Below are 25,279 nucleotides of genomic sequence, written 5' to 3' on the forward strand. Positions count from 1 at the left end.
CGACCGGTGGGCCGCCGCCTTCAGTAGCGCTCGACCAGGTGCTCACGGCCGGCCGGAGGCTCGTACGACTCGGGCCAGAAGTCCGTCACCCCGGTGATCAGCCCCTGGTCGTCGAACGTGAAGAAGTGGATCGCATCCAACTCCTGCGGCGGCTCGCCCTCCTGCTCCCCCGTCACCGTGAATCCGGTCCGGGCCGCGGCCTGCCGCCCCTCCGCGTCGGCGACGATCCGCTCGACCCGGACGTGCCAGTCGCCCGGATACTCCTGGTTGAACCGGAGATACCGCTCCTTGCCGCGGATCCGCTCGCGCGTCTGCGGCAGGTCGTACACCACGTCCTCGGCGAGGGTCGCCCCGAACGCGGTCCAGTCGCGCGCCTCGGCCGCCGTCCAGTACGTCTCCACCGTCCCGCGCAGCGCGGCCGTCGTCGTCCGTGGAGCGCTTCCTGTCATGTCAGTCATGGAAAAGAGTGTGGCCCCCACCACTGACAATCGGCCGGAGAAGCCCCACAGGGCGACTTCGACCTGCGGTCATCCCTGGCGCTCGACCGGGCGCGACGCCTTGATCGAGTACATCAGCGGGATCCTCGGCCGGCCCGCCGGGAAGCGGTAGTGGCCGTCCGCATGGCGCTCCAGGGTTTCGAACCGCTGGACGAGCGAGGAGTCGTGCTCGTGGAGGAACTCGATCCGCAGGCCCACCGAGGCGAGCGCCGTCACCACCCGGCCCACCGGGTGCTGCCACTCGACGCTGCGGTTGTGCACGGTCGGCGCGTCGAGGTCGGTGTACGTGCCCGGCGTCTCGTCCACCCAGGCGTCGCGGCTGAAGTAGTCGTCGGTGACCACCGAACCGGTCTCGTCCATCGAGTCGGTCAGCGGATGGAACTCCGCCAGGTAGAGGAAACCGCCGGGCGCGACCAGCGACGCGGCGGTCTCGGCCCAGCGATCGATGTCGGGCAGCCAGCCCAGCGCACCGATGCCCGTGTAGACGATGTCGTACGCGGAATCGGGGACGACGGCCGGTGCGTCGTACACGTCGGCCACGACGAACGCCGCCCGTTCCGGGCCCAGTTCCAGCGACCTGGCCAGGCCCCGGGCGGTCTCGACCGCGGGCTCGGAGAAGTCGAGGCCCACGACCTGTGCGGCGCCGTGCCGCGCCCAGGACAGGGTGTCCAGGCCGAAGTGGCACTGGAGGTGCAGCAGGGTCTTCCCGGTGACGTCGCCGACCTCGGCCAGCTCGAAGGCGCGCAGCGCGTCCTTGCCCGCCCGGAACGCGTCCAGCTCGTAGTAGTCGCTCGCCACGTGGATCGGCACGCGTTCGTCCCACCGCGCGCGGTTGGTCTCGTGCCAGTCGTCCGGAGTCGGGGAGTACATGTCCGGGAAGCTACCCACGGGCCGGGCGGGGCGCGAGTGGTTATCCGGTGCCCTCAAGACCCATGAGGACGGAGTACGCGGACTCGGCCTGCCGGCCGGCGGCGGCGTCGGGCCGTGCGTGCTCCAGGAAGCTCCCGGTCGCCCCGTGGTGGAGTATGCGGCCGCGGTCCATGAGGGAGACGGTGTTCGCCTCGTCGGCCAGGTCGGCGATGTCGTGGGTGGACATCAGCACCGGGATCCGCTCGGTGACCTTCCGCAGCACGTCGCGGAACACGGTCCGCTGGTGCGGGTCGAGGCCGGCGGTGGGCTCGTCGAGGAGGATCACCCGCGCGTCGTGGGCGAGGGCGCACGCGATGCCGACCCGGCGGAGCTGGCCGCCGGAGAGCTTGGCCGTCCTCCGGCCGCTCTGTTCGGCGAGGCCCACCTGTTCCAGGACCGTACCCGCGCGTTCCCACGCGGCGGAACGGTCCTCGCCCTTCAGCCAGGCCACGTACGCCACGTACTCACGGGCGGTCAGCTGCCGTGACGTCGGCACCTTCTGCGGCAGCCACGCCACATGGCGGCGGTACTCAACGGTGGCGGAGGTGACGTCGGAGCCCTTGAGGCGGACCTTGCCTCCCCCGGGCGCCACCGTGCCGGCCAGGAGGGACATCGTGGTCGACTTGCCCGCCCCGTTGGGGCCGAGCAGGATCGTCAGGCCCTCGTCGGGGACTTCGTAGCTGAAGCCGGAGAGCACCGGGCGTTCCCAGCGGCGGTAGCGGAAGGTGACGCGGTCCAGTTGCAGGCTCATCGGTCGGTCCTTGGTACGAGGCAGATGAAGGCGAGAATCCCGGCCAGGAAGACGGCGAAGGCCCCCACGGCGGCGTGGGTGACGTCAGCCGCCTCGGTGACAATCACCCAGGGGTAGGGGTCGTCACGGCTCCGACTGCCGAGGAACATGGACTGGATCATCCAGAAGACGGGGACCAGCGTCGCGCGGTGCCCGAGCAGGGGCCAGGCGCCCAGGGCGAGTCCGCAGAAGAGGAGGTTGTTGCGCGCGGCCACCAGGAGGGCGTCCGCCCCCGCGAGAGACATCCCCGCGGCCACCAAGGACACCAGGAGCGCGAAGCCGGACACCAGAACGATGTCCCGTGCGTCGACGCGCCGGACGGCGGAGCGTTCCACCGGGGACATCCGCCGCTCCAGGCAGGCGATCAGCGAGATGCCGGGGATGACGGCGACGAAGGTGCTGAGCTCCGTCATCATCGCGTAGTTCCCCAGGAACGAGGGGAAGACGACGGACACCCCGCTCGTCAGACCGATGCCCACTGCGAAGGCGAGCAGCGCACCGGGCAGCAGTCCGAGAGCGCCCCGTTGGCGCAGCCACCAGATCATGGCCGGCTGCCGGCCGGGCAGGCGGACGTGAGCTTCTGGGCGTACCACTTCTTCTGTTCCGGCAGGGGCAGCTCGGCCACCGATCCCGTCTCGGACAGGAGCTGTTCCCTGGTCTGGCCCTGGCTGAACTTCTGGGTCTCCCGTGAGAGCCACGTCATGTAGTGGTTCTCGACGCCTATCGTCCGGGCCGCCCAGAGGGTGTTGACGTGCAGCACGTTCCAGTCCGGTTCCTCGCAGGGCGCGCCGACCACGGAGATGGCGATGTTCTCCCGGAGCACCTGATCCGCGGCACCCGGTGCGAGGGCGAGGGTCCAGCCCGCTCCGTCGGTGTCGATCCGCCGGACGTCCGCCACGGAGATGTCGGTGACACGCTCGGGCTTTCGCTCGATGAGGCCCTTGGCCTCCAACCGGTCGGTCATCCGCCGGAGTTCGACTTGGACCTCACCGATGTGATCGGCCCCCGCCTCCGGCAGGCAGACCTCGGGCGCGGTCCCCTCGCAGACGACCGGAGCCAGTCCCTTGGCGGTCGGAGGCATCGAACGCCAGTCCGCGGTGATGCCGTAGGCGCCGAGCAGACCACCGACGGCCAGGACGAGGGACAGGGCGACGTAGCGGACCGGGTCGCGGCGGAAGGCCGCCAGCGCGACACAGGCCAGTGCCAGACCGACCGTGGGCAGGACCGCCGCCACGGTCATGGCGGGCGAATACGCCTCACCGAATCCCACCCAGTCGATCGCCCCGGTGACATGGTGCGCCCAGTAGCTGTCCGTGCCCAGCGGAGAACTGATGCCCACGAAGACCGCCACCGCCACCAGCGGCGCGGAGTACAGCGCATGGAGGTGTCGGCCGACGACGAAGCCGATGACCGCGTGGGCGGCGATCAGCACCATCACGATGGCCAGGAGCTGGAGTGCGTACAGGTCGGGAAGGACACCGACCACCCACAGGCCGCCCGCCATGACTCCGGCGGTCAGCGTCGAGAGGCACGCCACGGTGACGAGGACGGGTTGCAGCGCGATGCGCCACGTGGGCTGGACGGCGCCCAGCTGCCAGGCGCCCAGCGCCTTGAGCCGGGTGGCCTCAACAGCGGTGAGCCCCGCCGCGGCGGCCGCGGCCATCGGGACGGGGGCGTGCGCGGCGTAGGAGGCGGCCTGTGCGGCCCAGGGCAGGTCGATGAGCTGCTCGATACGCCGGGTGCTGGTCAGGAAGACGTAGCAGAAGAAGGCCCCGATGAAGGGCGTGGCCAGCACGGCCGGGTGCGTGCGGAGAGAGGTGGAGAGTCGCATGGGGCCTCGTCGTGGAGCGCAGAGCCGGGCCTCCGCGCAGGGCGCGCGGAGGCCCGGCAGGGATCAGTCGGCCTTGGTGGTGTCCACGTTGACCTTGTTGACGGCGACGGCGCAGGAAATGCAACCGGAACCGATGTTTCCGATCTCGAAGTAGTAGCTGTCCCTGGGCAGCCCTTCCTCCGTGGCCGTGCTCTTGGAGCCGGAGCCGTTGAAGCAGGCCGTGAACTTGGAGGAGTCGTGCATCTTGTCGCTCCCCCAGTCGATCTGCTGCCAGAGCTCCACGTTGACGCTCGTCCGGCCGTACACCTCTTTGCAACCGGTGAAGTTGATTTCGTTGTACGACTCGTCGACCCACTGCTGGGACATCTTGCCCTGGTCGCCCACCCAGTTATAGGCGGTCCAGTTCGCCCAGGCACCCGTGTTCGTCGCGAACACGAGCGCCGCGGCGGCTCCGGCGACAAAAACAGCCTTGCGCATACGACTTCCTACCATGGGAATCCCCTCCCTGGACTTTCCGGTCGCCGAGACCCCCTCGAACGGAAAACCGAAAAGTCGCCGAACATTAGCACTGGTCAGCGGGTTTCGAAGCCCATTAGAAGCAGCACATGTCCGGTTCATCCGATCTTGATCCGATCCATTACACCCTCATCGAAATCAGAAGAACCGGACTCCTGCATTCCGCCGACTTCCCGTGCGACTTCTGTCACGCCGCCGAAGGTTGACAATCGCCCGGCCCCCATGGATGAGGCATCTTCGAACTCCGCAATTCGACCCCGAATTCAGCCCCGGGAATTCCGTCCCGACCCGCACGCGCCCCCCGGCGAGAGGCATTCCGCATCCCGCTACGGGCAGGCCGGGCGATCGGGTTGGATAGGGGGATGACGACTGATGCAACAGCAGTACCCGACTGGGAGAAGCGGTTCCGCGCGCCCCGGGTGTCCCTTCCCGACTGGGCCGAGGACGCGCCCGACCGCTCGCTGTTCGTCTCCAACGCCACGGGGACCTACGAGCTGTACGCGTGGGACCGGGCGAGCGGGCGGCAGCGGCAGGTCACCGACCGGCCGAACGGCACGACGGACGGGGTGCTGACGCCGGACGGGGAAGCCGTCTGGTGGTTCAGCGACACCGACGGCGACGAGTTCGGGGTGTGGATGCGCCAGCCGTTCGGCGGCGGGGAGGACGAGCCGGCCGCCCCCGGCCTCGCACCCTCCTACCCGGCGGGCCTGGCCATCGGGCGGGACGGTTCGGCGGTGATCGGCCGCTCGACCGACGAGGACGGCACGACGGTCCACGTGGTGCGGACGCCGGGCGCCGAGCCCGTCGAGATCTACCGGCACCGGGAGTCCGCCGGGGTCGGGGACCTCTCCCACGACGGGACCCTGATCGCGCTGGAGCACACCGAGCACGGCGACGCGATGCACTCCGCGCTGCGCGTGGTGCGCCCCGACGGCTCCACGGTGGCCGAGCTGGACGACACCGAGGGCGGCACCGAGGAGCTGGGGCTCGCCGTGCTGGGCTTCGCCCCGGTGGCCGGCGACACCCGGCTGCTCGTCGGGCATCAGCGCCGGGGCCGCTGGGAGCCGATGATCTGGGACCCGGTCGCGGGCACGGAGACCGCGCTGCCGGTCGACCTGCCGGGCGATGTGGGCGCCGAGTGGTATCCGGACGGCTCCGCGCTGCTCATCGAGCACAGCTTCGAGGCCCGCAGCGAACTGTGGCGGTACGAGCCGGGAGCCCCGGAGCCCGTGCGCGTGGAGACCCCCGCCGGCACGGTGTCGGGCGCCACGGCCCGCCCGGACGGCACGGTGGAGTACCTGTGGTCCTCGGCCGCGCAGCCGCCCGTGGTGCGGTCGACGAGCGGCGCGGTGGTCCTGGACCCGCCGGGTGCGAAGGCCCCGCCGTCGGTGCCCGTCGAGGACGCGTGGGTGGAGGGGCCGGGAGGCAGGATCCACGCCCTCGTGCAGAAGCCCGCCACCGGCGAAGGGCCCTTCCCCACGATCTTCGAGATCCACGGCGGCCCGACCTGGCACGACAGCGACGCCTTCGCCTCCGGTCCCGCCGCCTGGGTGGACCACGGCTTCGCGGTCGTCCGGGTCAACTACCGGGGCTCCACCGGTTACGGCCGCGCCTGGACGGACGCGCTGAAGCACCGGGTCGGCCTGATCGAGCTGGAGGACATCGCGGCCGTGCGGGACTGGTCGGTGGCGTCCGGGCTCGCGGACCCGGAGCGGCTGGTCCTGGCCGGAGGTTCGTGGGGCGGCTACCTGACCCTGCTCGGCCTCGGCACCCAGCCCGGCTCCTGGGCGCTGGGCCTGGCGGCCGTACCCGTCGCGGACTACGTCACGGCCTACCACGACGAGATGGAGGCCCTGAAGGCGATGGACCGCACGCTGCTGGGCGGCACGCCGGAGGAGGTTCCCGAGCGCTTCGAGGCCTCGTCCCCGCTGACGTACGTCGACGCGGTGAGCGCCCCCCTCTACATCTCGGCGGGCGTCAACGATCCGCGCTGCCCCATCCGTCAGGTGGAGAACTACGTGGACCGGCTCGCGGCGCGCGGCGCGGTCCACGAGGTGTACCGGTACGACGCCGGGCACGGCTCGCTCGTGGTGGAGGAGCGGATCAAGCAGGTGCGGCTGGAGTTGGAGTTCGCCCTCAAGCACCTGGGAGGAGGCGTGGCCGCCTCCACGGGCCCCGGGGCGGGCGTGAGCGCCGGATGAATCACGGACCCCGCTCCGGGCGCCCGGGGCGGGGAACCGTACCTTTGAGGGGTGTACCGGTTCCTGCTGACCCCGCGATGGTGGGGGATCAACCTCTTCGTCGTGCTGGCCATCCCGTTCTGCGTGTTCATGGGCACCTGGCAGCTCGGCCGCTTCGAGGACCGTGTGCAGTCGCACGAACAGGCGGAGAAGCGGCCCGATCCCAGCACGCGGGCCGCGAAACCCCTGGACGAGCTGCTGCCCGTCGACAAGGTGACGTCCGGCCGCCCGGCCGTCGCCACCGGCACGTACGCCGACCAGTTCCTGGTGCCCGGCCGTGAACTGGACGACCGGCAGGGCTTCTACGTCCTGAGTCTGCTGCGTACGGACAGCGGCAAGGCCCTGCCGGTGGTACGGGGCTGGCTGCCCGGTTCCGCGAGCGACGCCCCGGTGCCCGCCGCGCCGGAGGGCGAGGTCACGGTGACCGGCGACCTCCAGGCCTCCGAGAACACCAACAGCGACGGCGTCGACGTCCGGGGCGGGCTCCCCGCGGGCCAGGTCGGCATGATCAGCGCCGCGACCCTGGTGAACCTCGTCCCGTACGACGTGTACGACGCCTGGGTGACGCTTCCCGAGGCCGGGGCGGGCGCTACGGGCGGTGCGTTGAAGCCCGTGCCCGCCGCGGCCCCGCAGGGCAGCGGCCTCGATCTGAAGGCCTTCCAGAACCTGGGGTACACGGGCGAGTGGTTCGTCTTCGCCGGCTTCGTGCTCTTCATGTGGTTCCGGCTGGTGCGCCGCGAGGCCGAGGCCGAGCGCGACATCGCGCTGGGCCTCGTACCGGAAGACGCGCAGGACCCGCCCTCGCCGGACTACGACGTGGCGAGCACGCCCGTGCGGTAGATCGTGCCCGCGCAGGCGTTGGGGATCTTCGTCTCCGCGGTGGGCGCTCCCGTCTCCGGGGTGTGCGTCACGGCGACGCTGCCCTCCGCCGTGCCCCCGTCCTCGTACAGCGACTGCGCCTCGACGCCGGACTGGTCGGTGCCCTCGCCGACCGATCCGCCCGCGCCGTCCGCCGACGGGGTCGGGCTCGGTGAGGGCCCCACGGCGGGACAGGTGTCGGTCGGCACCCAGGCGAACTTGACCTCGTACGCCATGGCCGGCTTCAGCAGCACCGTTCCCGGCTCCTGCGAGGGGTCCGGCAGCCCGGGGGCCGCGTCGCCCGCCGCGTGCTGGACGACGCCGATCCTGAGCGGGTCGGCCGCGCCGGTGGCGGTGAAGCCCACCGTGCCGTTGCTGCTGACCGTGCAGTCCTTGCCGGACACGTTGGCGATCTTGAAGCTGCCGTAGACCGTGCCGTCGGCCCCCGGTGCGTCGGTGCTCGCGGAGGCGACGCCGAGCTGACTCGGGTCGCAGACCGGCAGGGACGCGAAATCGGCGCTCGGGGAGTCGGTCTCCTCGCCCGCCACGGCCCCGTCGGGGTCGCTGCCACCGCGTTCGGTGGGGCTGGGGTCCGGGTCGGCCTCGCCGATGCCGCCCTCGCTCTCGCGCTCGGTGGGCTCCACGGTCCGCCGGCCGGGCTCCTCGGGGCCGGTGTCGTCCCCGTTGCCGCCCTGGGCCTGCTCGCCGTGTCCGGCGATGGCGGGGCGGGCAGTGGACGGGCCGTCCGAGGCCGCGACGTGGACGAAGGCGGGGACGGCGGTGCCGATCAGCAGGGCCGCGGCGGCCGCCCCGACGACGGCCTGCCGTCGCCTGGCCCGGCGGGCGGGGACGGCGCGGTGGAGATGGTCGAGGGTCCCCTCGGAGGGGGCGAGCTCGCGCACCGCGCCCTGCAGCATGCGGCGCAGGGCCACCTCGTCCAGCTCGTCCGGGTCCTCGCCGGTCTCGTCGTCCACCCGCGCGGGCGGCGCGGGTTCCGGGGTCCGGCCCGGCTCGGGTCCGGCGCTCCCGTCGTGCGGGCGGTCCGGATCGGTGTGCGGAGTCTTCTCCGGCCCGTGGTTCACCATTCCGCTTCCCGTCGGGTCATTCTCGTTCCTGTGCTCGGGGCCCTGTCCGGGGCGCTGCTCGGGCCCGCTCACGCCTGGGCCTCCATCACGACGCGCAGCGCCGCGATACCCCGGGAACCGTACGCCTTGACCGACCCCAGGGAGATACCCAGCGTCTCGGCGACCTGGGCCTCCGTCATGTCCGCGAAGTAGCGCAGCACCAGCACCTCGCGCTGGCGTCGCTGCAGCCCCTTCATCGCCTTGATCAGCGCGTCCCGCTCCAGCTGGTCGTAGGCGCCCTCCTCCGCGCTCGCCATGTCCGGCATCGGCTTGGAGAGCAGCTTCAGCCCGAGGATGCGGCGGCGCAGTGCGGAGCGCGAGAGGTTCACCACGGTCTGGCGGAGGTACGCGAGGGTCTTCTCCCGTTCGCGGACCCGGTTGCGCGCGGAGTGCACGCGGATGAACGCCTCCTGCACCACGTCCTCGCAGGACGCGGTGTCGTCCAGCAGCAGGGCCGCGAGGCCGAGCAGGGAGCGGTAGTGGGCGCGGTAGGTCTCGGTGAGATGGTCGACCGTGGTTCCGGCTGCCACGCTCTCGTCAGCACCTCCGCGCTGCGAGGGCAGCTGGGCCGGGCGCGCAGCGGGCATGGGCGCGATCACCGGCATGCCGCCGGGCGCGCGGGGCCGCCGGAGCGGACGCGTCGACGCGCCTCGCAACGGGCCCACCACTGTGATGTCGAGAACCTCTGCCACGCCTGTTGGACACGCTGCCCCCCGTCAGGGTTGTACGCGGACGGTGCCACGTTCAGCACTGTGCGACATGCCCTCATACGTACCTGCTCTTCCCCAAATGCCCCGTCATAGCGTCTGGCCACGCAAGAGTGACCGCATAGACGCCGCCCGGCCGAGGTGCGGTTGCAGATGGCCGGGAGATCATCGTCGGATAAGACAACGTCCCAGCTCAAGAGGTTCAGACCAGCAAATCACTCATAGGGCGTTCACAGATCCTACAAAATAGGTTCGATCATGCCCGGGGGAATTCGGCGGCAACCGATTCGGCGATCTGCGCCACGTTCAAAGCCGCACCTTTTCGGAGATTGTCACCGCAAAGGAACATTTCCAGGGCGTGCGGGTCGTCCATCGACCGCCGGACGCGGCCCACCCAGGTGGGATCGGTGCCGACCACATCGGACGGAGTGGGGAAATCTCCGGACTCCGGACTGTCGAACAGCACCACGCCGGGGGCGGTCGCCAGGATCTCGTGCGCCTTGCCTACGGCGACCTCGTTCTCGAAGCGGGCGTGGACGGACATCGAGTGCGTCGCGACGACGGGGACGTACACACAGGTCGCGGTGGCCTTGAGAGCCGGCAGAGCCAGCACCTTGCGGCACTCCTCGCGGATGGCCATCTCCTCGGAGGACCAGCCGTCGCCGGCGTGGGTTCCGGCCCAGGGCACGACGTTCAGGGCGACGGGCGCGGCGAACGGGCTGTCCGCCGTGGCGGCCTCGTCACCGAGGGCCCGGCGTACGTCCCCGGGCCGGGTGCCGAGATCCGTGCCGGCCACCAGCGCCAGCTGCTCGCGCAGGGCCGCGACGCCGTCCCGGCCCGCACCGCTGACCGCCTGGTAGGAGGAGACGATCAGCTCGCGCAGCCCGAACTCGGCGTGCAGCGCGCCGACCGCGACGATCAGCGACAGCGTGGTGCAGCTCGGGGACGCGACGATGCCGCGCGGCCGGAGCCGGGCGGCGTGGGGGTTGATCTCCGGGACGACCAGCGGTACGTCGTCGTCGAGCCGGAAGGCCGCCGAGTCGTCGACGACGACGGCGCCCTTGGACGCGGCGATCGGGGCCCAGTGGGCGGACACGTCGTCCGGCACCAGGAAGAGGGCCACGTCGATGCCGTCGAACACGTCCTCGGCGAGCGCGAGCACCTCGGTCTCCTCGCCGCGCACGACCAGCTTGCGGCCGGCCGAGCGCGGTGAGGCGACGAGTCTGACCTCGCCCCAGACGTCCGCGTGCTGCGAGAGGATCCGGAGCATGACGCCGCCGATCGCCCCGGTCGCACCGACGACCGCGAGCGAAGGGCGGCGTGCGGTCATCGGCCGGTGCCTCCGTAGACGACTGCCTCGTCGGAGTCGCTGTCGAGACCGAAGGCGGTGTGCACGGCGCGCACGGCCTCGTTGACGTCGTCGGCACGGGTGACCACCGAGATGCGGATCTCGGACGTCGAGATGAGCTCGATGTTGACGCCCGCGTCGGACAGCGCCTCGAAGAAGCCGGCGGTGACGCCCGGGTTCGTCTTCATACCGGCGCCGACCAGGGAGATCTTCGCGATCTGGTCGTCGTAACGGAGCGAGTCGAAGCCGATGGAGCTCCTCGTCCGCTCCAGGGCGTCGATGGCCTTGCGGCCCTCGGCCTTGGGCAGGGTGAAGGAGATGTCCGTCAGCCCGGTCGTCGCGGCGGAGACGTTCTGCACCACCATGTCGATGTTGATCTCGGCGTTCGCGATGGCGCGGAAGATCGCGGCCGCCTCGCCCGGCTTGTCCGGGACGCCGACGACGGTGACCTTGGCCTCCGAGACGTCGTGGGCGACTCCGGAGATGATCGCGTGCTCCACCTTCTGGTCCCCTTGCGGCTCGTTGCTGACCCAGGTGCCGCGCAGTCCGGAGAAGGACGAGCGGACGTGGATCGGGATGTTGTAACGGCGTGCGTACTCGACGCAGCGGTGCAGCAGCACCTTGGAACCGGACGCGGCCAGCTCCAGCATGTCCTCGAAGGAGATCCAGTCGATCTTCTTCGCCTTCTTCACGACCCGGGGGTCCGCGGTGAAGACGCCGTCGACGTCGGTGTAGATCTCACAGACCTCGGCGTCCAGCGCGGCGGCCAGCGCGACGGCGGTCGTGTCCGACCCGCCGCGGCCGAGCGTGGTGATGTTCTTGCCCTCCTGGCTCACGCCCTGGAACCCGGCGACGATGGCGATGTTGCCCTCGTCGATCGAGGTCCGGATGCGGCCGGGCGTGACGTCGATGATGCGCGCTTTGTTGTGGACCGAGTCGGTGATGACACCGGCCTGGCTGCCCGTGAACGACTGGGCCTCGTGGCCCAGGTTCTTGATCGCCATCGCCAGCAGGGCCATGGAGATCCGCTCGCCGGCGGTCAGCAGCATGTCGAATTCACGGCCGGTAGGCATCGGAGACACCTGCTCGGCGAGGTCTATCAACTCGTCCGTCGTGTCACCCATCGCGGACACCACGACAACCACCTGGTTGCCGTTCCTCTTGGCGTCGACGACTCGCTTGGCGACCCGCTTGATGCCCTCGGCATCGGCTACGGAGGAGCCTCCGTACTTCTGCACGACAAGGCCCACGTGCGCTCCTCGCTCAGTCATTACTGCGGTCGGCTCAGTCTAACGAGCAGTCCGGAATCGACCCGTCCATACCAGATGGTGAGATGTCCCGCTCATCACCCGGTACGGCGTGTCGCCCCGAACCGCTCGTACGGGGCTGTTGCCCACCCAGCCCGGGAGCACTCCCGTTTGTGTCCCAGCCCACACGATCGGGCACGGACCGGCGAGCCGGGAGGGTCAGTCGGCGTACTCCTTGAGCTTCTCGGTGTCGAGCGTGAAGCCGACGGGCTCGGGCAGCTCGACGACCGCGCCGAAGGGCCGGGTGGTGGCGGAGCGGTACGCGCCCTTCTCCGGCTCGGTGAAGACGGTGACCGAGCACGCCTCACGGTCGACGAGCAGGTAGACCGGAATGCTGGCCGCCGCGTAGCCGTCAGGCTTCTCGACCCGGTCGCGCCGGTTGGTGTCGGCGTCGCGGGAGGTGACTTCCACGGTCATCAGTACGCCGGTGGGGGCCGCCCACTCCCCCGTCCCGGCGAAGTGCTCGTCGGGCGCGAGAACGCCGTCGGGCCGGGCCCGGCCCTTGCGGTACGTCTCGACGGCGAGGCCCTGCTCGGGATAGAGCCACAGGTCCGGCCGATGCTGCATGCAGAGCTTCTGCAGCCACTTGACGATCTCCGCGTGATTCCCGTTCGGCACGGGCTTTACCTGGACCTTTCCATGGATGAACTCCAGCCGCACCAGTTCGGGGGCTCGGCGGGCGAGTTCCTCGAACTCCTCGACACTCATCTGGGGCTGGGCGGTGGTCCTGGGGGTCATGGCGTCGCCTCCTTGCCTCCATGGTGCCCCGACCGGGATCTCCTGCACGCTCATCGGCGCGACCTGGGGGCCGGGAGGACCGGGCGGACGGTGGCCGAGCGGAGTTCGGCCATGCGGGCGGCGACGTCGACCTCGGCGCGCGGGCGGGCCAGGAATGTGTCGGGTACATCGCCGCTCAGACCGGCCGCCTCGTCGCGGGCGATCTCGGCGCGGCAGTCGCGGCAGACGCCGTGGTCCAGCGTGGTCGTCGTCTCGTCCTCGTCGCAGAAGAGGCACATCATCACGGCGCCCACGATCTGCTCGCTCGGGTGGTCCTTCTCCTGCCGGGGGGCGGGGCTCGGCGGCATCTTGGTCTCCAGTCGTTTACGGAGGAGGGGTCCGGCGGAGTGCACGGACGCCGGCAGGCCCGAGGTCAGGGCCTGGGTGATCTGTTCGCGGCCGACGCCGCGCGCCAGCCACTCCCCGACCAGGTGTTCCAGCTCCACGCAGTCGCCCTCGGAGAGCTGGAGCCGGGGCTCGCGGCGGCCGAGCCCGGCGAGGAGGCCGTACGCCTCCGAGCGCGGGGCCCGGACGCCGGGCTCCGGCTCCTCGACCGTTTCCACGGCGGCAGGTGCCGGGGGCTGCCCCGGCGCGTCCATGCCCCGGACGAACCGCACATGGGCGGCCCACCAGTCGGCGTCGCGGGCGGTCCGGGAGAAGTACGTACGCGTCACCCAGCGCATCTGGCCGTCGGCCACGGCGACGTGGACCTTGATGCGGCGGAGGTGTCCGGCCCGGGTCAGCCGGTCGAGCGCGCTGCGGCACGCCTGTTGCCCGTAGTCCGGCAGCTCCTCGGCGAGCACCTTGTAGCCGATCGCCGCACCCTCGGGGAGCCGGTCGATGTACGCGGCGATGGCCGCCTCACGCGGCTCCAGGCCGGCGAAGTCGTCGGCGCGGGGCGGGGCCTGGTCGGGGGCGTGACGCTTTCCGAACCCGACTTTCGCCATGGGGTGGGCGGGAGCGCGCAGGGCGGCACTAAGGTTGGCAGCAGCCATGGGGATCGTTCTTTCTAAGGTGGGCGATCTCTGACGGTCAGACCCCGGTCGGTGTTCTGAGCACCACCGGGGTTGTCCGTTTTACGGATAGTGGGTTGCTGATCGTGAACCTAGAGCGTGCATACGCTCCGGCGCAACCCGATCACCAACCGTCACTTTTGGTCGAACTCGCGCAGTCCGCAGCGCAGTTCGGAACCTGGTCGGGGAGGGTGGGTGGGTGGGTTCAACCCGACCACCCATTCCTACAGAAAGGGCTCGGAGCCCGGCGCTCGCGACTCGGGGCTTGAGCCTCGGGCGGACCTGCGGGATTGCGGGATCGGACCCTGACCGGTTCAGCTCGCGGTCAGCGTCTCCACGTCGAAGACCTGGGTGTTCTGCGCGGCCGCGATACGCCAGACCCCGTCGTCCTTCGCCAGGAAGTAGGTCGGGGTGCCGGGGACCGCCTCCGGATGGGCGGCCACGAGCGCGGAGGGGTCCTCCTGGCCGTGGAACATCTCGTCCAGGAACGCACCGTCCCTGGTGGCCGGGCGCTGGCGGATCTTGACCGCGGCCACGTCGGGGCGGATGAAGAGGATCAGGTCGACCGTGTACGTGGCGGTCACCGGGGAGTCCGCCTGCGGGGGCAGCACCTTGCGGGTGAAGGCGCTGATCTCCGGCAGGCCCGTCAGCCGCTTGCCGTGGGCCGTGGTCCAGATGGCGTCCTCGCGAAAGCCGTCGAGGAAGTCGTCGGCCAGCGCGTTCTGCTGGGCGTGCTGCACACCGGCGACGAACGCGACGATGGCGTCCACGTCCTCCTGCGGGGCCAGTACGCTGATGACAGTGGGCGCGGTGGCGGGAGTCGTTGCGCTCATGCGGAATCTCCTTGTGGGATGCGGCCGTTGCGTCGGCCGGTCCCCAGGAGCCTCTTCCCTCAAGCTCGGTTGAGGTCAAGGGCCGACGCGGCCCACCCGACCAGTCTGACCCTCAAGGCTGATCGGGCATTCCGCGAAGACCGCCCCTCATGCCGCCCCGACCGTTCGATCCCCGTACTCGATGGACACCTTGATCCTGGCACCGAGCGCGGCCGCGTAGGTACGCATGCTCTCCAGGTTGTGGATCTCGCCCCGCTCGATCTGGGAAACCCGCGCCTGCGAAATGCCGACGGACTTGGCCACCTGCGCCTGGGTCAGACCCTGCTCCTCGCGGATCACCCGCAGATGGTGTCCCAGCACGTACGCCTCGGTAGCGGTACGCGCCGCCTGCCTGCGCCCTTCCCGCTCGGCGTCGGTCGCCTCCGGGGCGGCCGCACGCATCCGCTGCTTCACCTCGGCCCAGCTGCTGTGCTCGCTCATCGGACACCTCCAGGGTCTGAGGTTATGGATGCGGCACCCCTGGAGCCGGTCCACAAGCGGACGGCCCAACTAGGCCCGCTGTCAGCCAGCATGTCGACCGCCGCTTCGACAAGATCAGCCGTCACGGGATCCTCCTCCGCCAGCCTGAGCAGCCACAGCTCCACCTATGAGTGAAGGTTGATCTCCCAGTTCATGCTTCGCATCTCAGCGTACGCCGCACCGAATAAAAGCGTTTCCTTATATCCTCTGCTCAAACGAGTGAACGGGAATCGGTGGCCCGGCTGCTCCGGCTACTTCACCGGGCGCAGGCCCAGCGGGGCCGCGATCTCCTGGAGCATCACGCGGCCCGCCTCCTCGGCGAGGTCCTCCTCGCCCGGGTCCTGGTCGGTGTCCAGGCCGTCCAGCTCCTCCAGGGGCTGGCCGAGGCGGATGTGGGCGACCAGGGACTGGAGGGCGCGGAGGGTGGCGGAGGCGGTGGAGCCCCAGTTGGAGAAGTACGAGAACTGCCACCACCACAGCGCCTCGGCGGTGCGCTCGGCGTCGTAGTGCGCGAGCCCGTGACCGAGGTCGGTGACCAGGTCGGCCAGGTCGTCGGAGATCCGGTGCGGGACCGGGGCCTTGCGGGGCTCGTACGGGTCGAAGACCTCGGAGTAGACGTCGATCGGCTCCAGGAGCACCGCGAACCGCTCGCGCAGGCCGTCCGCGTCCGGCTCGGGGCCGAGGTCCGGTTCGTACCGCTCGTCGGGCAGGACGTCCTCGTACGCGCCGAGGCGGCCGCCCGCGAGCAGGAGCTGTGAGACCTGGAGGAGCAGGACCGGGACGGCCTCTTCCGGCTCGTCGACCTTGGACACCTCGGTGACCGCGACGATGAACGTCTTGATCTGGTCCGCGATCTGGACGGCGAAGTCGCCCGGGTCCTGCGTGACGGAGTTCAGCGTGGCGTCAGACATCGAGGGGACCTCCCGTGGGCGCGGTCACAGACGGTGAAGCGGACGGCTGTACGTGAGAGGGCCGAGGGGGTACGGCGGTGGGGTCAGACATCCAGCAGCCGCCTCCCCTCGAAGGCGCGGCCCAGGGTGACCTCGTCGGCGTACTCCAGGTCGCCGCCGACCGGCAGACCGCTGGCCAGCCGGGTCACCCTGAGACCCATCGGCTTGACCATCCGCGCCAGGTACGTCGCGGTGGCCTCGCCCTCCAGATTGGGGTCGGTCGCGAGGATCAGCTCCGTGATGGAGCCGTCCGCGAGCCGCGCCAGCAGCTCACGGATGCGCAGGTCGTCCGGGCCGACGCCCTCGATGGGGCTGATCGCCCCGCCCAGGACGTGGTAGCGACCCCGGAACTCACGCGTCCGCTCGATCGCGACGACGTCCTTGGGCTCCTCGACCACACAGATGACGCTCCGGTCGCGGCGCGCGTCCCGGCAGATCCCGCACTGCTCCTGCTGCGCGACGTTGCCGCACACCTCGCAGAAGCGGACCTTGTCCTTGACCTCCAGGAGGGAGTGCGCGAGCCGGCGTACGTCCGTGGGCTCGGCCTGCAGGATGTGGAAGGCGATCCGCTGCGCGCTCTTGGGACCGACGCCGGGCAGCCTGCCCAGTTCGTCGATGAGGTCCTGAACAACGCCTTCGTACAACGGAACGCCTTTCTTTGCTTCCTGCTCCGTACCGTAGTGGGTACGGGTCGGTACCAGTAGGCCCCGCGGGCCTGCCTGTGGCCGGTCCGGTCAGTCCGGTCCGGTCCGGTCAGAACGGCAGGCCGGGGATGCCGCCCCCGCCGCCCAGGCCCTGCGCCAGCGGGCCGAGCTTCTCCTGCTGGAGCGCCTGCGCGTTCTCGTTGGCCGCCTGGACGGCCGCGACGACGAGGTCGGCGAGCGTCTCGGTGTCCTCCGGGTCCACCGCCTTCGGGTCGATCACCAGGGCGCGGAGCTCGCCGGAACCGGTCACGGTGGCCTTCACGAGACCGCCGCCCGCCTGTCCCTCGACCTCGGTCCTGGCCAGTTCCTCCTGGGCCGCGGCGAGATCCTGCTGCATCTTCTGGGCCTGCTGGAGCAACTGCTGCATATTGGGCTGACCACCACCGGGAATCACGGTCACTCCTGGCATTTCGACGACGAATGTTTCGGTAAGCCGAGCCTACGTGCTCCCCGGTCACCGCGCTCCACCCGCCGGGGACCAACTCTTTCGGGTGAGATCTGGGACCCGGCGTGATTGCTCCTATACCTGACCAGCGGCCGTGCACAGACGGGAATCCCGCGATTTCGACCCCACGGCCCACCATTCGGCGGTAGGAAGGGCATGCACATCGGCACACGAGCGCGCATGTGCGGTGACGCAGAGTTACCCAGCGGGGGCCGTCGGTCGTGCGGGCCGGCCCGGTCCCGGGAAAAGCCCTACGCGTCCGTCCCGTCCGTCAGAGTGCAGAGGAGTGCCCCGGTGAGTCAGCCGGAGATGCAGCCCGAGGGGCCGCCCCGCAAGGAGTCCGATGCGGGATCCGGTGAGAACGGAGCCGAGCATTCCGCATCTGCCCCGGGCAGGGTCCGCCCCGCCGGGCGCGATCTGACCGGGCGCCCGTTCCCGCTCGGCGACTGGGGCGAACCGGCCGAGCGGCTCGACGAGCTCTACCGCTGGGTCGAGACCGGCGCCCTGGACACCGCCGACTGGTATCTGAACGACCGGGTCTGGAAGCGCCGGGCCGCCAGGGCCCTGCGGATGGGCACCGCCGCCGGGGTGGTCGCCGGGGCCGCCCTGCCGCTGCTCGATCTGACGGGAACGCTGAGCGGGTCGGCGGGCTGGGGCTATCTGTCGCTGCTGCTGGGGGCCGCCTGCATGGCCGGCGACCGGTATTTCGGCCTCACCTCCGGGTGGATAAGGAACCTCGCCACGGCGCAGGCCGTGCAGCGGCGGCTCCAGGTGCTCCAGTTCGACTGGGCCTCGGAGTGCGTACGGGAGATGCTCGGGCCGACCGAGGGCACGGCCAGCGAGGCGGCCGAGCGGTGCCTGGGGGTGCTGCGGAGGTTCTCCGAGGACGTCACGGAGCTGGTGCGGTCGGAGACGGCGGACTGGATGGTGGAGTTCCGGGCGGGGCCCGCGCCGATGGGCATGCAGGCCCTGGCTTCGGGGAGCGCCGGGGGGCGGGGTGAGGCGGGGGTGCCGGGGCGGTTCTCGATGCCGTCGGTGGCGGCCCGGCCGAACATGCCGCGGCAGCGGCCGCCGGAGTCGCCGCCGCGGTGAGGACGCCGGTGCGGTGGGGTGCCGGGGGTACGGGGTGACCCTCCGGGGGCGCTGCCCCCGGACCCCCGGTCCTCAATCGCCGGACGGGCTGGATATTGGCATCCCGGTCCGCAAGGGGCAGCGGGCGGGCTGGATGGTGGCGTCCCGGCCCGCGGACGAAGCAGGCGGGGTGGTCAGCTGAAGATGATCATTGAGCCTTGTGCCAGGCTGCGGGTCGCTGCCGCGTGGAGGCCCAGCCAGACGTGGCGCTCGCGGGCGAACGGGCTGTCGTCGTAGGGGATCGGGGCCGCCGGTTCCTCCAGGGCGGTGGGGCGGGAGGGGGGCTGCGGGGCGGCCGGCGGGTTGGCCGCGTCGATGCCGATGGACGGGGCCACGAACTCCAGCTCCCGCAGCAGTCCGTGCGCGGAGCCCAGCGGTCCGCCGCCCGCCAGGAGCGCGTCGTCGGAGAGCGGGGCCGGGAAGTCCACCGGGACGTACGCCCCGGCGTGGTCGTAGTGCCAGACCAGGTGCGACTGCCGCGCGCCCTGCTCGAACATCTCCAGGAGCTGCTCGTAGTCGCCGTCGAGACCGGCGACGGGGGTGACCGCGAGGCCGCTCAGCTGGAGCAGGTAGGCGCGGCGCAGGAAGTGCAGGGCGTCGTAGTCGAAACCGGCCACGGGGGCGACGTCCCCGGTGAGGCCCGGCATGTAGGCGTAGACGGGGACGGCCGGCAGACCGGCGTCGTTCAGCGCCTTGTCGTAGACGGCGATCTCTTCGGCGAAAGGATTGTCGGCGCTGTGGCACAGCACATCGACGAGGGGGACCAGCCACAGGTCACAGGCCACGAAGTCTCGCTCTCCAACGGGTTCGGGCGATCGTCGGGACAGCGTAATGCGGGGCGAACCTCACGCACAGTGCCCCGGGGCCTCCGGGGGTCCGGAGGGCGTGGGGGGCGCCGACGGCTCCGGGGTGTCTCTCGTGGGCTCCCGCCCCTCCAGGCGGTCCGCCCAGGCGAGCGCGTGCGCGTAGTAGGAGCGCATGGCGGTGTGGACCTGCTCGTGGTCGCCCCGGGCGATGGCCTCGACCAGTTCCTCGTGGCCGAACCACAGCACGTTCTCGTCCATGCCGTCGCGGCGCAGCCGGTGCACGGCGAACACCCAGGCCTGGACCCGGAGCTTGGTGAGGAAGTCGGCGATGTAGGCGTTGGGCACGAACTGCCCGAGCTCCCGCCAGAACCTCAGGTCGTACCCGATCAGTACGTCGAGGTCGCCGCCCTTCGCGGCGCGGACCGCCTCCGCGGCCCGCCGCCGGATCGGGGCGAGGGCCTCGGGCCGGACGGCGACCCGGTCGGCGGGGTTACGGAAGAGGCCCTCGACGACGAGGGCGCGGGCCTCGGCCATCGCGCGGTAGTCGGCGACGGTGAACTCGCGTACCTGGAAGCCGCGGTGCTGGTCGGAGGCGAGGAGCCCCTGTGCGGAGAGGTCGAAGAGCGCCTCGCGGACGGGCGTCGCGGAGACCCCGTACTGCTCGGCGATCTGCTTGACGGTGAACTCCCGGCCCGGCGGAAGACGCCCGGCGAGCACCTCGTCACGCAGCGCGTCGGCGATCTGCTTGCGCAGGGTGTTGCGCGTCACACCTCCGCTCGGACTCATACCGGCCCCCATCCGTCCGTCCCGTCCGCCCCGTTCGCCGGCCGTTCCCGGCGGGGGTCACTCTGGCTCGGGTCACCATAAGCCAGGGCCGCCGCCGTGCCCGATTCCGGGCACGGCGGCAGGACGTGCGGGGGCGGTCGCGTACGGAACCGGGTCATCCGGTCACCCGGCCTGCGGGCCGGGAGGGCCGTTACGCACCCTGCGGTGCCGTCACGCGCCCTGAACCGTGTACGTGTCGGCGACGGAGAGCGCGATGTCCAGGGCGGCGAGCCCTTCCTTGGCCTCGGCCTCGGAGACGTTGCAGGCGGGGACGGCATGGGTCCGGTTCATGTTGATGAACGGCCACAGCCCCTGCTTCTTCGCCGCCGCGCCCAACGCCGCCATCGGGGCGTTGGCCTCGCCCGAGGCGTTGTACGGGACGAGCGGCTCGCGGGTCTCCCGGTCGCGGACCAGGTCCAGCGCCCAGAACGCGCCGAGGCCGCGGACCTCGCCGACCGAGGGGTGGCGTTCGGCCAGTTCGCGCAGACCCGGGCCGAGGACGGTCTCGCCGATGCGGGCCGCGTGCTCGACGACCTTCTCGTCCTCCATCACGCCGATGGTGGCGACGGCGGCGGCGCAGGCCAGCGGGTGCCCGGAGTAGGTGAGGCCGCCGGGGTAGGGGCGGGTCTCGAAGGTGGCGGCGATCTCGGCGCTGATGGCGACTCCGCCGAGCGGTACGTAACCGGAGTTGACGCCCTTGGCGAAGGTCAGCAGGTCCGGCACGACGTCGAAGTGGTCGGCGGCGAACCAGGCGCCGGTGCGGCCGAATCCGGCCATCACCTCGTCGAGCACGAAGACGATCCCGTACCGGTCGCAGATCTCACGGACGCCCGCGAGGTAGCCCGGCGGCGGGGTCATGATGCCCGCCGTGCCCGGGATGGTCTCCAGGATGATCGCGGCGATGGTGGCCGGGCCCTCGAAGGCGAGGGTGTCCTCCAGGTGCTGGAGCGCGCGGGCGCACTCCTCGGCCTCGTTCGCCGCGTGGAACGGGGAGCGGTAGAGGAAGGGGGCCCAGAAGCGGACGACGCCCGCCGAGCCGTTGTCGGAGGGCCAGCGGCGCGGGTCGCCGGTGAGGTTGATCGCGGTGGAGGTGGCGCCGTGGTACGAGCGGTAGGCGGAGAGCACCTTCGTACGGCCGGTGTGCAGCCGGGCCATGCGGACGGCGTTCTCGACGGCCTCGGCCCCGCCGTTGGTGAAGAAGATCTTGTCCAGGTCACCGGGGGTGCGCTCGGCGATGAGGCGTGCGGCCTCGGAGCGCGCCTCGATCGCGAACGCGGGAGCGAAGGTGGCGAGTCTGCCCGCCTGCTCCTGGATCGCGGCGATCACGGTGGGGTGCTGGTAGCCGATGTTGGTGTAGACGAGCCCGCTGGTGAAGTCGAGGTAGCGGTTGCCGTCGTAGTCCCAGAAGTAGGACCCCTCGGCGCCGGCGACGGCGAGCGGGTCGATGAGGCCCTGGGCGGACCAGGAGTGGAACACGTGCGCGCGGTCCGCGGCCTTCACGGCCGCACCGGCCGCGGGGTCGGCGTACGGGGCATGAGGGGCATGAGGGGTCATGCGGCGAGCGTAGGCGCTGGTGGAGGCCGTCTCCATGGCCACTTTGTACGGCCTGGGGCGGATGGATCGGCAGGGTGTCGGGTCCGGGGCCGGCCCCCAGCCCGCCCCACGCGGAGTTCGCCGCGGCTGGCGGGGGAGCTGGGGGAGGAGGGGCTGGCGGAGACGGTGCGGGTGCTGGAGCGGTTGTCGGGTGCGGTGGAGAACCTCACCACTGCGGGGCCGGCCACCCCGGACCCGGCCGATTCCAGCCCGTCCGGCGCTTGAGGACGGGAACCGGGCGGTGTCGGCCTCGGTCTGAGCGAGTTGGCCCCTCCGGGGTACCGCGGACGGGCTGAGGGTGCCCGGCGTCCGAAGGGTGCGCGGCGGACGGGGCTGGGCGTGTACGTGGAACCGCCGGGCGGGCGCGTCGTGTCATAGGCGGGGAGCCCGGAGCGGGGCCGGCGTCGGATCGCGGCGCTATCCTCGTGCGGGCAGCACGGGGGAGGAAGCGCACCATGGACAAGCTCGGGTCCGACGACCCGCACCGCATCGGTGCGTACCGTCTCCTCGGCCGCCTCGGCGAGGGCGGCATGGGCCAGGTCTTCCTCGCCCGCTCCGACCGCGGCCGCACCGTCGCCCTCAAGCTCGTCCGCCGCGAACTCGCCGAGCAGCCCGAGTTCCGCGCCCGCTTCCGCCAGGAGGTCCGCGCCGCGCACCGGGTCGGCGGCGCGTGGACCGCACCGGTGCTGGACTCCGACACCGAGGCCCCCGTCCCCTGGGTCGCCACCGGTTACGTCGCCGGGCCCTCCCTCCAGCGCATCGTCTCGGGCCACCCCGGCGCCCCGGTCACGGCCTCGGGGGCGTACGGGCCGCTGCCGCCCCGTTCCGTACGGTTCCTGGGGTCCGGCCTGGCCCACGCGCTCCAGCACATCCACGGGGCCGGGCTCATCCACCGGGACCTGAAGCCCTCCAACGTCCTGATGACCATCGACGGCCCCCGGGTCATCGACTTCGGTATCGCCCGCGCCCTGGAGTCCGTGCCCGACGGCGATCTGACCCGTACCGGCGCCCTGGTCGGCTCGCCCGGCTTCATGGCACCGGAGCAGGTGCGCGGCGAGCGCGTGACCACCGCGTGCGACGTGTTCTGCCTCGGGGCCGTCCTCGCGTACGCCGCGTCGGGCCGGCTGCCGTTCGGTACGGCTCAGAGCGGCGGGGTCCATGCCCTGATGTTCCGGATCGCCCAGGAGGTCCCGGACCTGACCGGTGTTCCGGAGGAGCTGGCCGACGTCGTCGGGGACTGCCTGGCGAAGGACCCGGCGGCCCGCCCCGGCACCGGCGAGATCCTGGCCCGCCTGGGCGAGGCGGAGGCGGACGAACCCTGGCTGCCCGGCACCCTCATCGCCCAACTCGGCCGTCATGCGGTGGAGTTGCTCGACGCTGAGGACCCGGAGGACCCGCGCGACCCGCAGGCCCCCCATCACCCGCAGGCCCCCCGCAGCGCGCCCGCCGCCCAGAGCAGCCCGATACCGCCGGCCCCCGCCCCGATACCGCCGGCCGCCCCGGCCGCCCCGACGCAGACCGCCCCGTCGCCCCACCCGTACGCGCGGCCCCACCCGTACGCCCAGCACCGCCCGCCCTACGGCCCCACCGCCGAGCAGCCGCTCCCCCCGGCCTACTTCGCGCCCACGCCGCCCCCGCCCGCCCGGGAGCGCCGCTCCGCCGGGGCCACCGCCGCGCTCATCGCCGTCGCCGTGGTGGTGGCTACAGGGGCGGGCGGATCGGTGTACGCGTTCATGAACGGCGACGGCACGGGGAAGACCGCATCCCCCGGCCCGTCGAGCTCCGCCGGGGCCGGCGGCGGGCAGCAGGGCGGAACGGGAGCCGTCCCCGAGGACTTCCTGGGGACCTGGTCCGGCTCCATACCCGGCGCGCAGGGCCCGTCCTCCCGGACCTTGACGATCCGGCAGGGCGACGTGGGCGACCAGGTCCTCGCCCTCACCGCCGAGGGGCCCCTCGCCTCCGGATCCACGTACCACTGCGAGTTCACCGCCCCCCTCTCCGACCGCCCGGCCGGGGACGGCCCGGTCCGCATCGGACCCTCGACGGTGTCCTCCGGCCGCCCGCTCTCCTCCTGCACGCCCGGGAAACCCACCGAGCTGACCCTGCTCCCGGACGGCAGCCTGCGCCGGTCCACGGCCGGGACGGGCGAGAGCCTGATCTACACCAAGTCCGACTGATCCGACCGATTCGCCTGGTCCGACCGAGCGGACGGGTGGGCGTCGCGGGCATCTCGCCCCGCGAGGTCGCGCCCCGCGAGGTCGCGCCCGCGCGGGCGTGCCGCCCGGCTCGATGACGTACCGCTTCTCCGGCATGGACTTCGACCCGGCCACCGCCCGCCGGCCCGACGCGCTCATCGAGGGCCTGTCCATCCATCGCGCCCTGGAGACCGAGCCCCACGAGCGCGCCCCGACGGTCGAGGCGAGAGCCCGGATCACCGCATCGCACCGCACCTGGACTTCCCGAAGTCGTCGAAGGTCGGCAAGTAGCGACGGGTTGCTGGGCTTCGAGCTCTCCGGCTGTTGCTATGAAGTGGTCGCTTTCCTCTGTGGAGAAGGGAGTTCTCGCAGGATGCGAACCACAACACTGGGCAGGGACGGGCCGGTCGTCGGCCGGCTGGGACTGGGGGCCATGGGCCTCTCCTACCGTTACGCCCCGGGCCTGAGAGACAGGACCAAGGCCGTGTCGCTGGTCCAGGAGGCGGTGGACCTCGGGGCCAATCTCGTCGAGACGGCCGGTGCCTACGCGGCCGGGGACAACGAGCGGCTGATCGGTGAGGCCATCCGCGGGCGCCGGGACGAGGTCGTGCTGTGTACCGGCGGCGGGCTGCTCGGTGACGCGGACGGTGGCCTGCGGCCCGCGGGCGGTCCGCAGGCACTGCGGGACGCGGTCGACGAGAGCCTGCGCCGGCTGCACGTGGACCACATCGACCTCTATCTGCTGCGCCGCGTCGATCCCGGCGTGCCGCTGGAGGAGAGCTGGGGCGCGCTGGCCGAGCAGGTCTGGGCGGGAAAGATCCGCATGCTGGGGCTGCCCGTCGTCACCGCGCAGGAGGCCCGCGACGCCGAAGCCGTGCACGAGGCGGCGGCGATGGCCGCCGAGGTGTCGCTGTTCACGCGCTGCGGCCTCGACGACGTCGTGCCGTACGCGGTGGAGCGCCGGATCGCGCTGCTCGCGGGCGCCCCGCTCGGCCGCGGCCTGCTGACCGGTGCGCTGTCCGGCTCCGACGACCTGGCCCCGGACGACTGGCGGCGCACCCAGCCCCGCTTCGCCCCGCGCGCCATCCGCCACAACTTCGCCCTTACGCAGGCCGTCGCCCATGTGGCCGCCCGGCACGAGGCCACACCCGCGCAGGTCGCCCTGGCGTGGCTGCTCCGGCTCGGCGACCACGTGGTGCCGCTGCCCGGCACGAGGGCGTCGTACCACCTCGCGGAGAACCTCGGCGGCGACCGGATCCGGCTGACCGAACAGGACCTGACCGACCTGGAGTTCCTTCCCTACCCGGCGGGCGCACCCGAGGTGTGAGCCGGGCCCCCGGCACCCACCGCGCACCGCACAG

General features: G+C 71.6%; 25 protein-coding genes. 5 read left to right on the forward strand and 20 right to left on the reverse strand.

Going from position 1 to position 25,279, the window contains the following annotated elements:
- Positions 1–20: 20 nt before the first annotated feature.
- The 6 genes from IG90_RS0124605 to IG90_RS0124630 form a co-directional block, all read right to left on the reverse strand.
- Entirely contained in the window at positions 21–458 is a 438-nt protein-coding gene (locus IG90_RS0124605; RefSeq protein WP_233436040.1) for a nuclear transport factor 2 family protein, read from the reverse strand.
- Positions 459–527: 69 nt separating this feature from the next.
- Entirely contained in the window at positions 528–1,367 is an 840-nt protein-coding gene (locus IG90_RS0124610) for a class I SAM-dependent methyltransferase (protein WP_030588529.1), read from the reverse strand.
- Between the two features lie 40 nt (positions 1,368–1,407).
- Entirely contained in the window at positions 1,408–2,157 is a 750-nt protein-coding gene (locus tag IG90_RS0124615) for an ATP-binding cassette domain-containing protein (RefSeq protein ID WP_030588532.1), read from the reverse strand.
- The gene (locus tag IG90_RS0124620) at positions 2,154–2,741 is read right to left on the reverse strand and encodes a hypothetical protein (RefSeq protein WP_030588535.1); all 588 of its coding nucleotides are present in this window, start codon (positions 2,739–2,741) and stop codon (positions 2,154–2,156) included. The genes IG90_RS0124615 and IG90_RS0124620 overlap by 4 nt, the downstream gene beginning before the upstream one ends.
- Positions 2,738–4,027 carry a hypothetical protein gene (locus IG90_RS0124625; protein ID WP_030588538.1) on the reverse strand — a complete coding sequence of 430 codons (1,290 nt, stop codon included), beginning with the start codon at positions 4,025–4,027 and terminating at the stop codon, positions 2,738–2,740. Before IG90_RS0124625 ends, IG90_RS0124620 begins: the two co-directional genes overlap by 4 nt.
- A gap of 63 nt (positions 4,028–4,090) precedes the next feature.
- Entirely contained in the window at positions 4,091–4,504 is a 414-nt protein-coding gene (locus tag IG90_RS0124630) for a hypothetical protein (protein ID WP_206433940.1), read from the reverse strand.
- 401 nt (positions 4,505–4,905) lie between these two features.
- Here IG90_RS0124630 and IG90_RS0124635 point away from each other — a divergent pair, with 401 nt between their 5' ends.
- Positions 4,906–6,744 (forward strand): S9 family peptidase, encoded by a 1,839-nt coding sequence (locus IG90_RS0124635; RefSeq protein WP_030588543.1) that lies wholly within the window; start codon positions 4,906–4,908, stop codon positions 6,742–6,744.
- A gap of 51 nt (positions 6,745–6,795) precedes the next feature.
- Entirely contained in the window at positions 6,796–7,623 is an 828-nt protein-coding gene (locus IG90_RS0124640) for an SURF1 family protein (protein WP_051860170.1), read from the forward strand.
- Here the strand turns inward: IG90_RS0124640 and IG90_RS0124645 are convergent.
- From IG90_RS0124645 to IG90_RS0124695, 11 genes are all read right to left on the reverse strand, one after another.
- Complete coding sequence (locus IG90_RS0124645; RefSeq protein WP_233436039.1) at positions 7,593–8,798, reverse strand: hypothetical protein; 1,206 nt, start codon at positions 8,796–8,798, stop codon at positions 7,593–7,595. The two genes, IG90_RS0124640 and IG90_RS0124645, sit on opposite strands and share 31 nt — an antisense overlap.
- On the reverse strand, positions 8,795–9,370 hold the full coding sequence (locus tag IG90_RS0124650) for a SigE family RNA polymerase sigma factor (protein WP_030588553.1): 576 nt from the start codon (positions 9,368–9,370) through the stop codon (positions 8,795–8,797). The genes IG90_RS0124645 and IG90_RS0124650 overlap by 4 nt, the downstream gene beginning before the upstream one ends.
- Before the next feature lie 358 nt (positions 9,371–9,728).
- Positions 9,729–10,802, reverse strand: a complete 1,074-nt coding sequence (locus IG90_RS0124655; protein WP_030588555.1) for an aspartate-semialdehyde dehydrogenase — start codon at positions 10,800–10,802, stop codon at positions 9,729–9,731.
- Positions 10,799–12,070: an aspartate kinase gene (locus IG90_RS0124660; RefSeq protein ID WP_030588557.1), complete on the reverse strand. Its 1,272-nt coding sequence runs from the start codon at positions 12,068–12,070 to the stop codon at positions 10,799–10,801. The genes IG90_RS0124655 and IG90_RS0124660 overlap by 4 nt, the downstream gene beginning before the upstream one ends.
- A 216-nt stretch (positions 12,071–12,286) precedes the next feature.
- Positions 12,287–12,865: a Uma2 family endonuclease gene (locus tag IG90_RS0124665; protein ID WP_030588559.1), complete on the reverse strand. Its 579-nt coding sequence runs from the start codon at positions 12,863–12,865 to the stop codon at positions 12,287–12,289.
- A gap of 50 nt (positions 12,866–12,915) precedes the next feature.
- Complete coding sequence (locus IG90_RS0124670) at positions 12,916–13,899, reverse strand: hypothetical protein (protein WP_030588560.1); 984 nt, start codon at positions 13,897–13,899, stop codon at positions 12,916–12,918.
- Between the two features lie 332 nt (positions 13,900–14,231).
- Positions 14,232–14,750 carry an SgcJ/EcaC family oxidoreductase gene (locus IG90_RS0124675; protein ID WP_030588561.1) on the reverse strand — a complete coding sequence of 173 codons (519 nt, stop codon included), beginning with the start codon at positions 14,748–14,750 and terminating at the stop codon, positions 14,232–14,234.
- 147 nt (positions 14,751–14,897) lie between these two features.
- Positions 14,898–15,230: a helix-turn-helix transcriptional regulator gene (locus IG90_RS0124680; RefSeq protein ID WP_030588562.1), complete on the reverse strand. Its 333-nt coding sequence runs from the start codon at positions 15,228–15,230 to the stop codon at positions 14,898–14,900.
- 290 nt (positions 15,231–15,520) lie between these two features.
- The gene (locus IG90_RS0124685; protein ID WP_030588564.1) at positions 15,521–16,180 is read right to left on the reverse strand and encodes a DUF5063 domain-containing protein; all 660 of its coding nucleotides are present in this window, start codon (positions 16,178–16,180) and stop codon (positions 15,521–15,523) included.
- 83 nt (positions 16,181–16,263) lie between these two features.
- Positions 16,264–16,863 (reverse strand): recombination mediator RecR, encoded by a 600-nt coding sequence (recR, locus tag IG90_RS0124690; protein WP_018961762.1) that lies wholly within the window; start codon positions 16,861–16,863, stop codon positions 16,264–16,266.
- Positions 16,864–16,972: 109 nt separating this feature from the next.
- Positions 16,973–17,317 carry a YbaB/EbfC family nucleoid-associated protein gene (locus IG90_RS0124695; RefSeq protein WP_073775674.1) on the reverse strand — a complete coding sequence of 115 codons (345 nt, stop codon included), beginning with the start codon at positions 17,315–17,317 and terminating at the stop codon, positions 16,973–16,975.
- A 345-nt stretch (positions 17,318–17,662) separates the two neighbouring features.
- Between IG90_RS0124695 and IG90_RS0124700 the strand changes: the two genes are divergently transcribed.
- Positions 17,663–18,460 carry an SLATT domain-containing protein gene (locus tag IG90_RS0124700; RefSeq protein WP_030588570.1) on the forward strand — a complete coding sequence of 266 codons (798 nt, stop codon included), beginning with the start codon at positions 17,663–17,665 and terminating at the stop codon, positions 18,458–18,460.
- Between the two features lie 173 nt (positions 18,461–18,633).
- On the opposite strand, the gene IG90_RS0124705 is transcribed toward IG90_RS0124700, so the two are convergent.
- From IG90_RS0124705 to IG90_RS0124715, 3 genes are all read right to left on the reverse strand, one after another.
- The gene (locus IG90_RS0124705) at positions 18,634–19,284 is read right to left on the reverse strand and encodes a hypothetical protein (RefSeq protein WP_030588574.1); all 651 of its coding nucleotides are present in this window, start codon (positions 19,282–19,284) and stop codon (positions 18,634–18,636) included.
- 60 nt (positions 19,285–19,344) lie between these two features.
- On the reverse strand, positions 19,345–20,091 hold the full coding sequence (locus IG90_RS0124710) for a GntR family transcriptional regulator (RefSeq protein WP_033894619.1): 747 nt from the start codon (positions 20,089–20,091) through the stop codon (positions 19,345–19,347).
- 210 nt (positions 20,092–20,301) lie between these two features.
- Entirely contained in the window at positions 20,302–21,684 is a 1,383-nt protein-coding gene (locus IG90_RS0124715) for an aspartate aminotransferase family protein (protein WP_030588580.1), read from the reverse strand.
- A 494-nt stretch (positions 21,685–22,178) separates the two neighbouring features.
- Between IG90_RS0124715 and IG90_RS0124720 the strand changes: the two genes are divergently transcribed.
- On the forward strand, positions 22,179–23,900 hold the full coding sequence (locus IG90_RS0124720; protein WP_030588583.1) for a serine/threonine-protein kinase: 1,722 nt from the start codon (positions 22,179–22,181) through the stop codon (positions 23,898–23,900).
- Positions 23,901–24,291: 391 nt separating this feature from the next.
- Entirely contained in the window at positions 24,292–25,245 is a 954-nt protein-coding gene (locus IG90_RS0124725) for an aldo/keto reductase (protein ID WP_030588585.1), read from the forward strand.
- Positions 25,246–25,279 lie beyond the last annotated feature (34 nt).

This window comes from Streptomyces anulatus, from assembly GCF_000721175.1.
Lineage (GTDB): Bacteria > Actinomycetota > Actinomycetes > Streptomycetales > Streptomycetaceae > Streptomyces > Streptomyces anulatus_C.

Coding starts and splice junctions, on each gene's coding strand:
- IG90_RS0124725 (WP_030588585.1), top strand. CDS start 24,292: ATGCGAACCACAACACTGGGCAGGGACGGGCCGGTCGTCGGCCGGCTG.
- IG90_RS0124685 (WP_030588564.1), bottom strand. CDS start 16,180: ATGTCTGACGCCACGCTGAACTCCGTCACGCAGGACCCGGGCGACTTC.
- IG90_RS0124615 (WP_030588532.1), bottom strand. CDS start 2,157: ATGAGCCTGCAACTGGACCGCGTCACCTTCCGCTACCGCCGCTGGGAA.
- IG90_RS0124665 (WP_030588559.1), bottom strand. CDS start 12,865: ATGACCCCCAGGACCACCGCCCAGCCCCAGATGAGTGTCGAGGAGTTC.
- IG90_RS0124620 (WP_030588535.1), bottom strand. CDS start 2,741: ATGATCTGGTGGCTGCGCCAACGGGGCGCTCTCGGACTGCTGCCCGGT.
- IG90_RS0124655 (WP_030588555.1), bottom strand. CDS start 10,802: ATGACCGCACGCCGCCCTTCGCTCGCGGTCGTCGGTGCGACCGGGGCG.
- IG90_RS0124605 (WP_233436040.1), bottom strand. CDS start 458: ATGACTGACATGACAGGAAGCGCTCCACGGACGACGACGGCCGCGCTG.
- IG90_RS0124710 (WP_033894619.1), bottom strand. CDS start 20,091: ATGAGTCCGAGCGGAGGTGTGACGCGCAACACCCTGCGCAAGCAGATC.
- IG90_RS0124670 (WP_030588560.1), bottom strand. CDS start 13,899: ATGGCTGCTGCCAACCTTAGTGCCGCCCTGCGCGCTCCCGCCCACCCC.
- IG90_RS0124650 (WP_030588553.1), bottom strand. CDS start 9,370: ATGCCGGTGATCGCGCCCATGCCCGCTGCGCGCCCGGCCCAGCTGCCC.
- IG90_RS0124630 (WP_206433940.1), bottom strand. CDS start 4,504: ATGCGCAAGGCTGTTTTTGTCGCCGGAGCCGCCGCGGCGCTCGTGTTC.
- IG90_RS0124625 (WP_030588538.1), bottom strand. CDS start 4,027: ATGCGACTCTCCACCTCTCTCCGCACGCACCCGGCCGTGCTGGCCACG.
- IG90_RS0124610 (WP_030588529.1), bottom strand. CDS start 1,367: ATGTACTCCCCGACTCCGGACGACTGGCACGAGACCAACCGCGCGCGG.
- IG90_RS0124715 (WP_030588580.1), bottom strand. CDS start 21,684: ATGACCCCTCATGCCCCTCATGCCCCGTACGCCGACCCCGCGGCCGGT.
- IG90_RS0124635 (WP_030588543.1), top strand. CDS start 4,906: ATGACGACTGATGCAACAGCAGTACCCGACTGGGAGAAGCGGTTCCGC.
- IG90_RS0124675 (WP_030588561.1), bottom strand. CDS start 14,750: ATGAGCGCAACGACTCCCGCCACCGCGCCCACTGTCATCAGCGTACTG.
- IG90_RS0124720 (WP_030588583.1), top strand. CDS start 22,179: ATGGACAAGCTCGGGTCCGACGACCCGCACCGCATCGGTGCGTACCGT.
- IG90_RS0124680 (WP_030588562.1), bottom strand. CDS start 15,230: ATGAGCGAGCACAGCAGCTGGGCCGAGGTGAAGCAGCGGATGCGTGCG.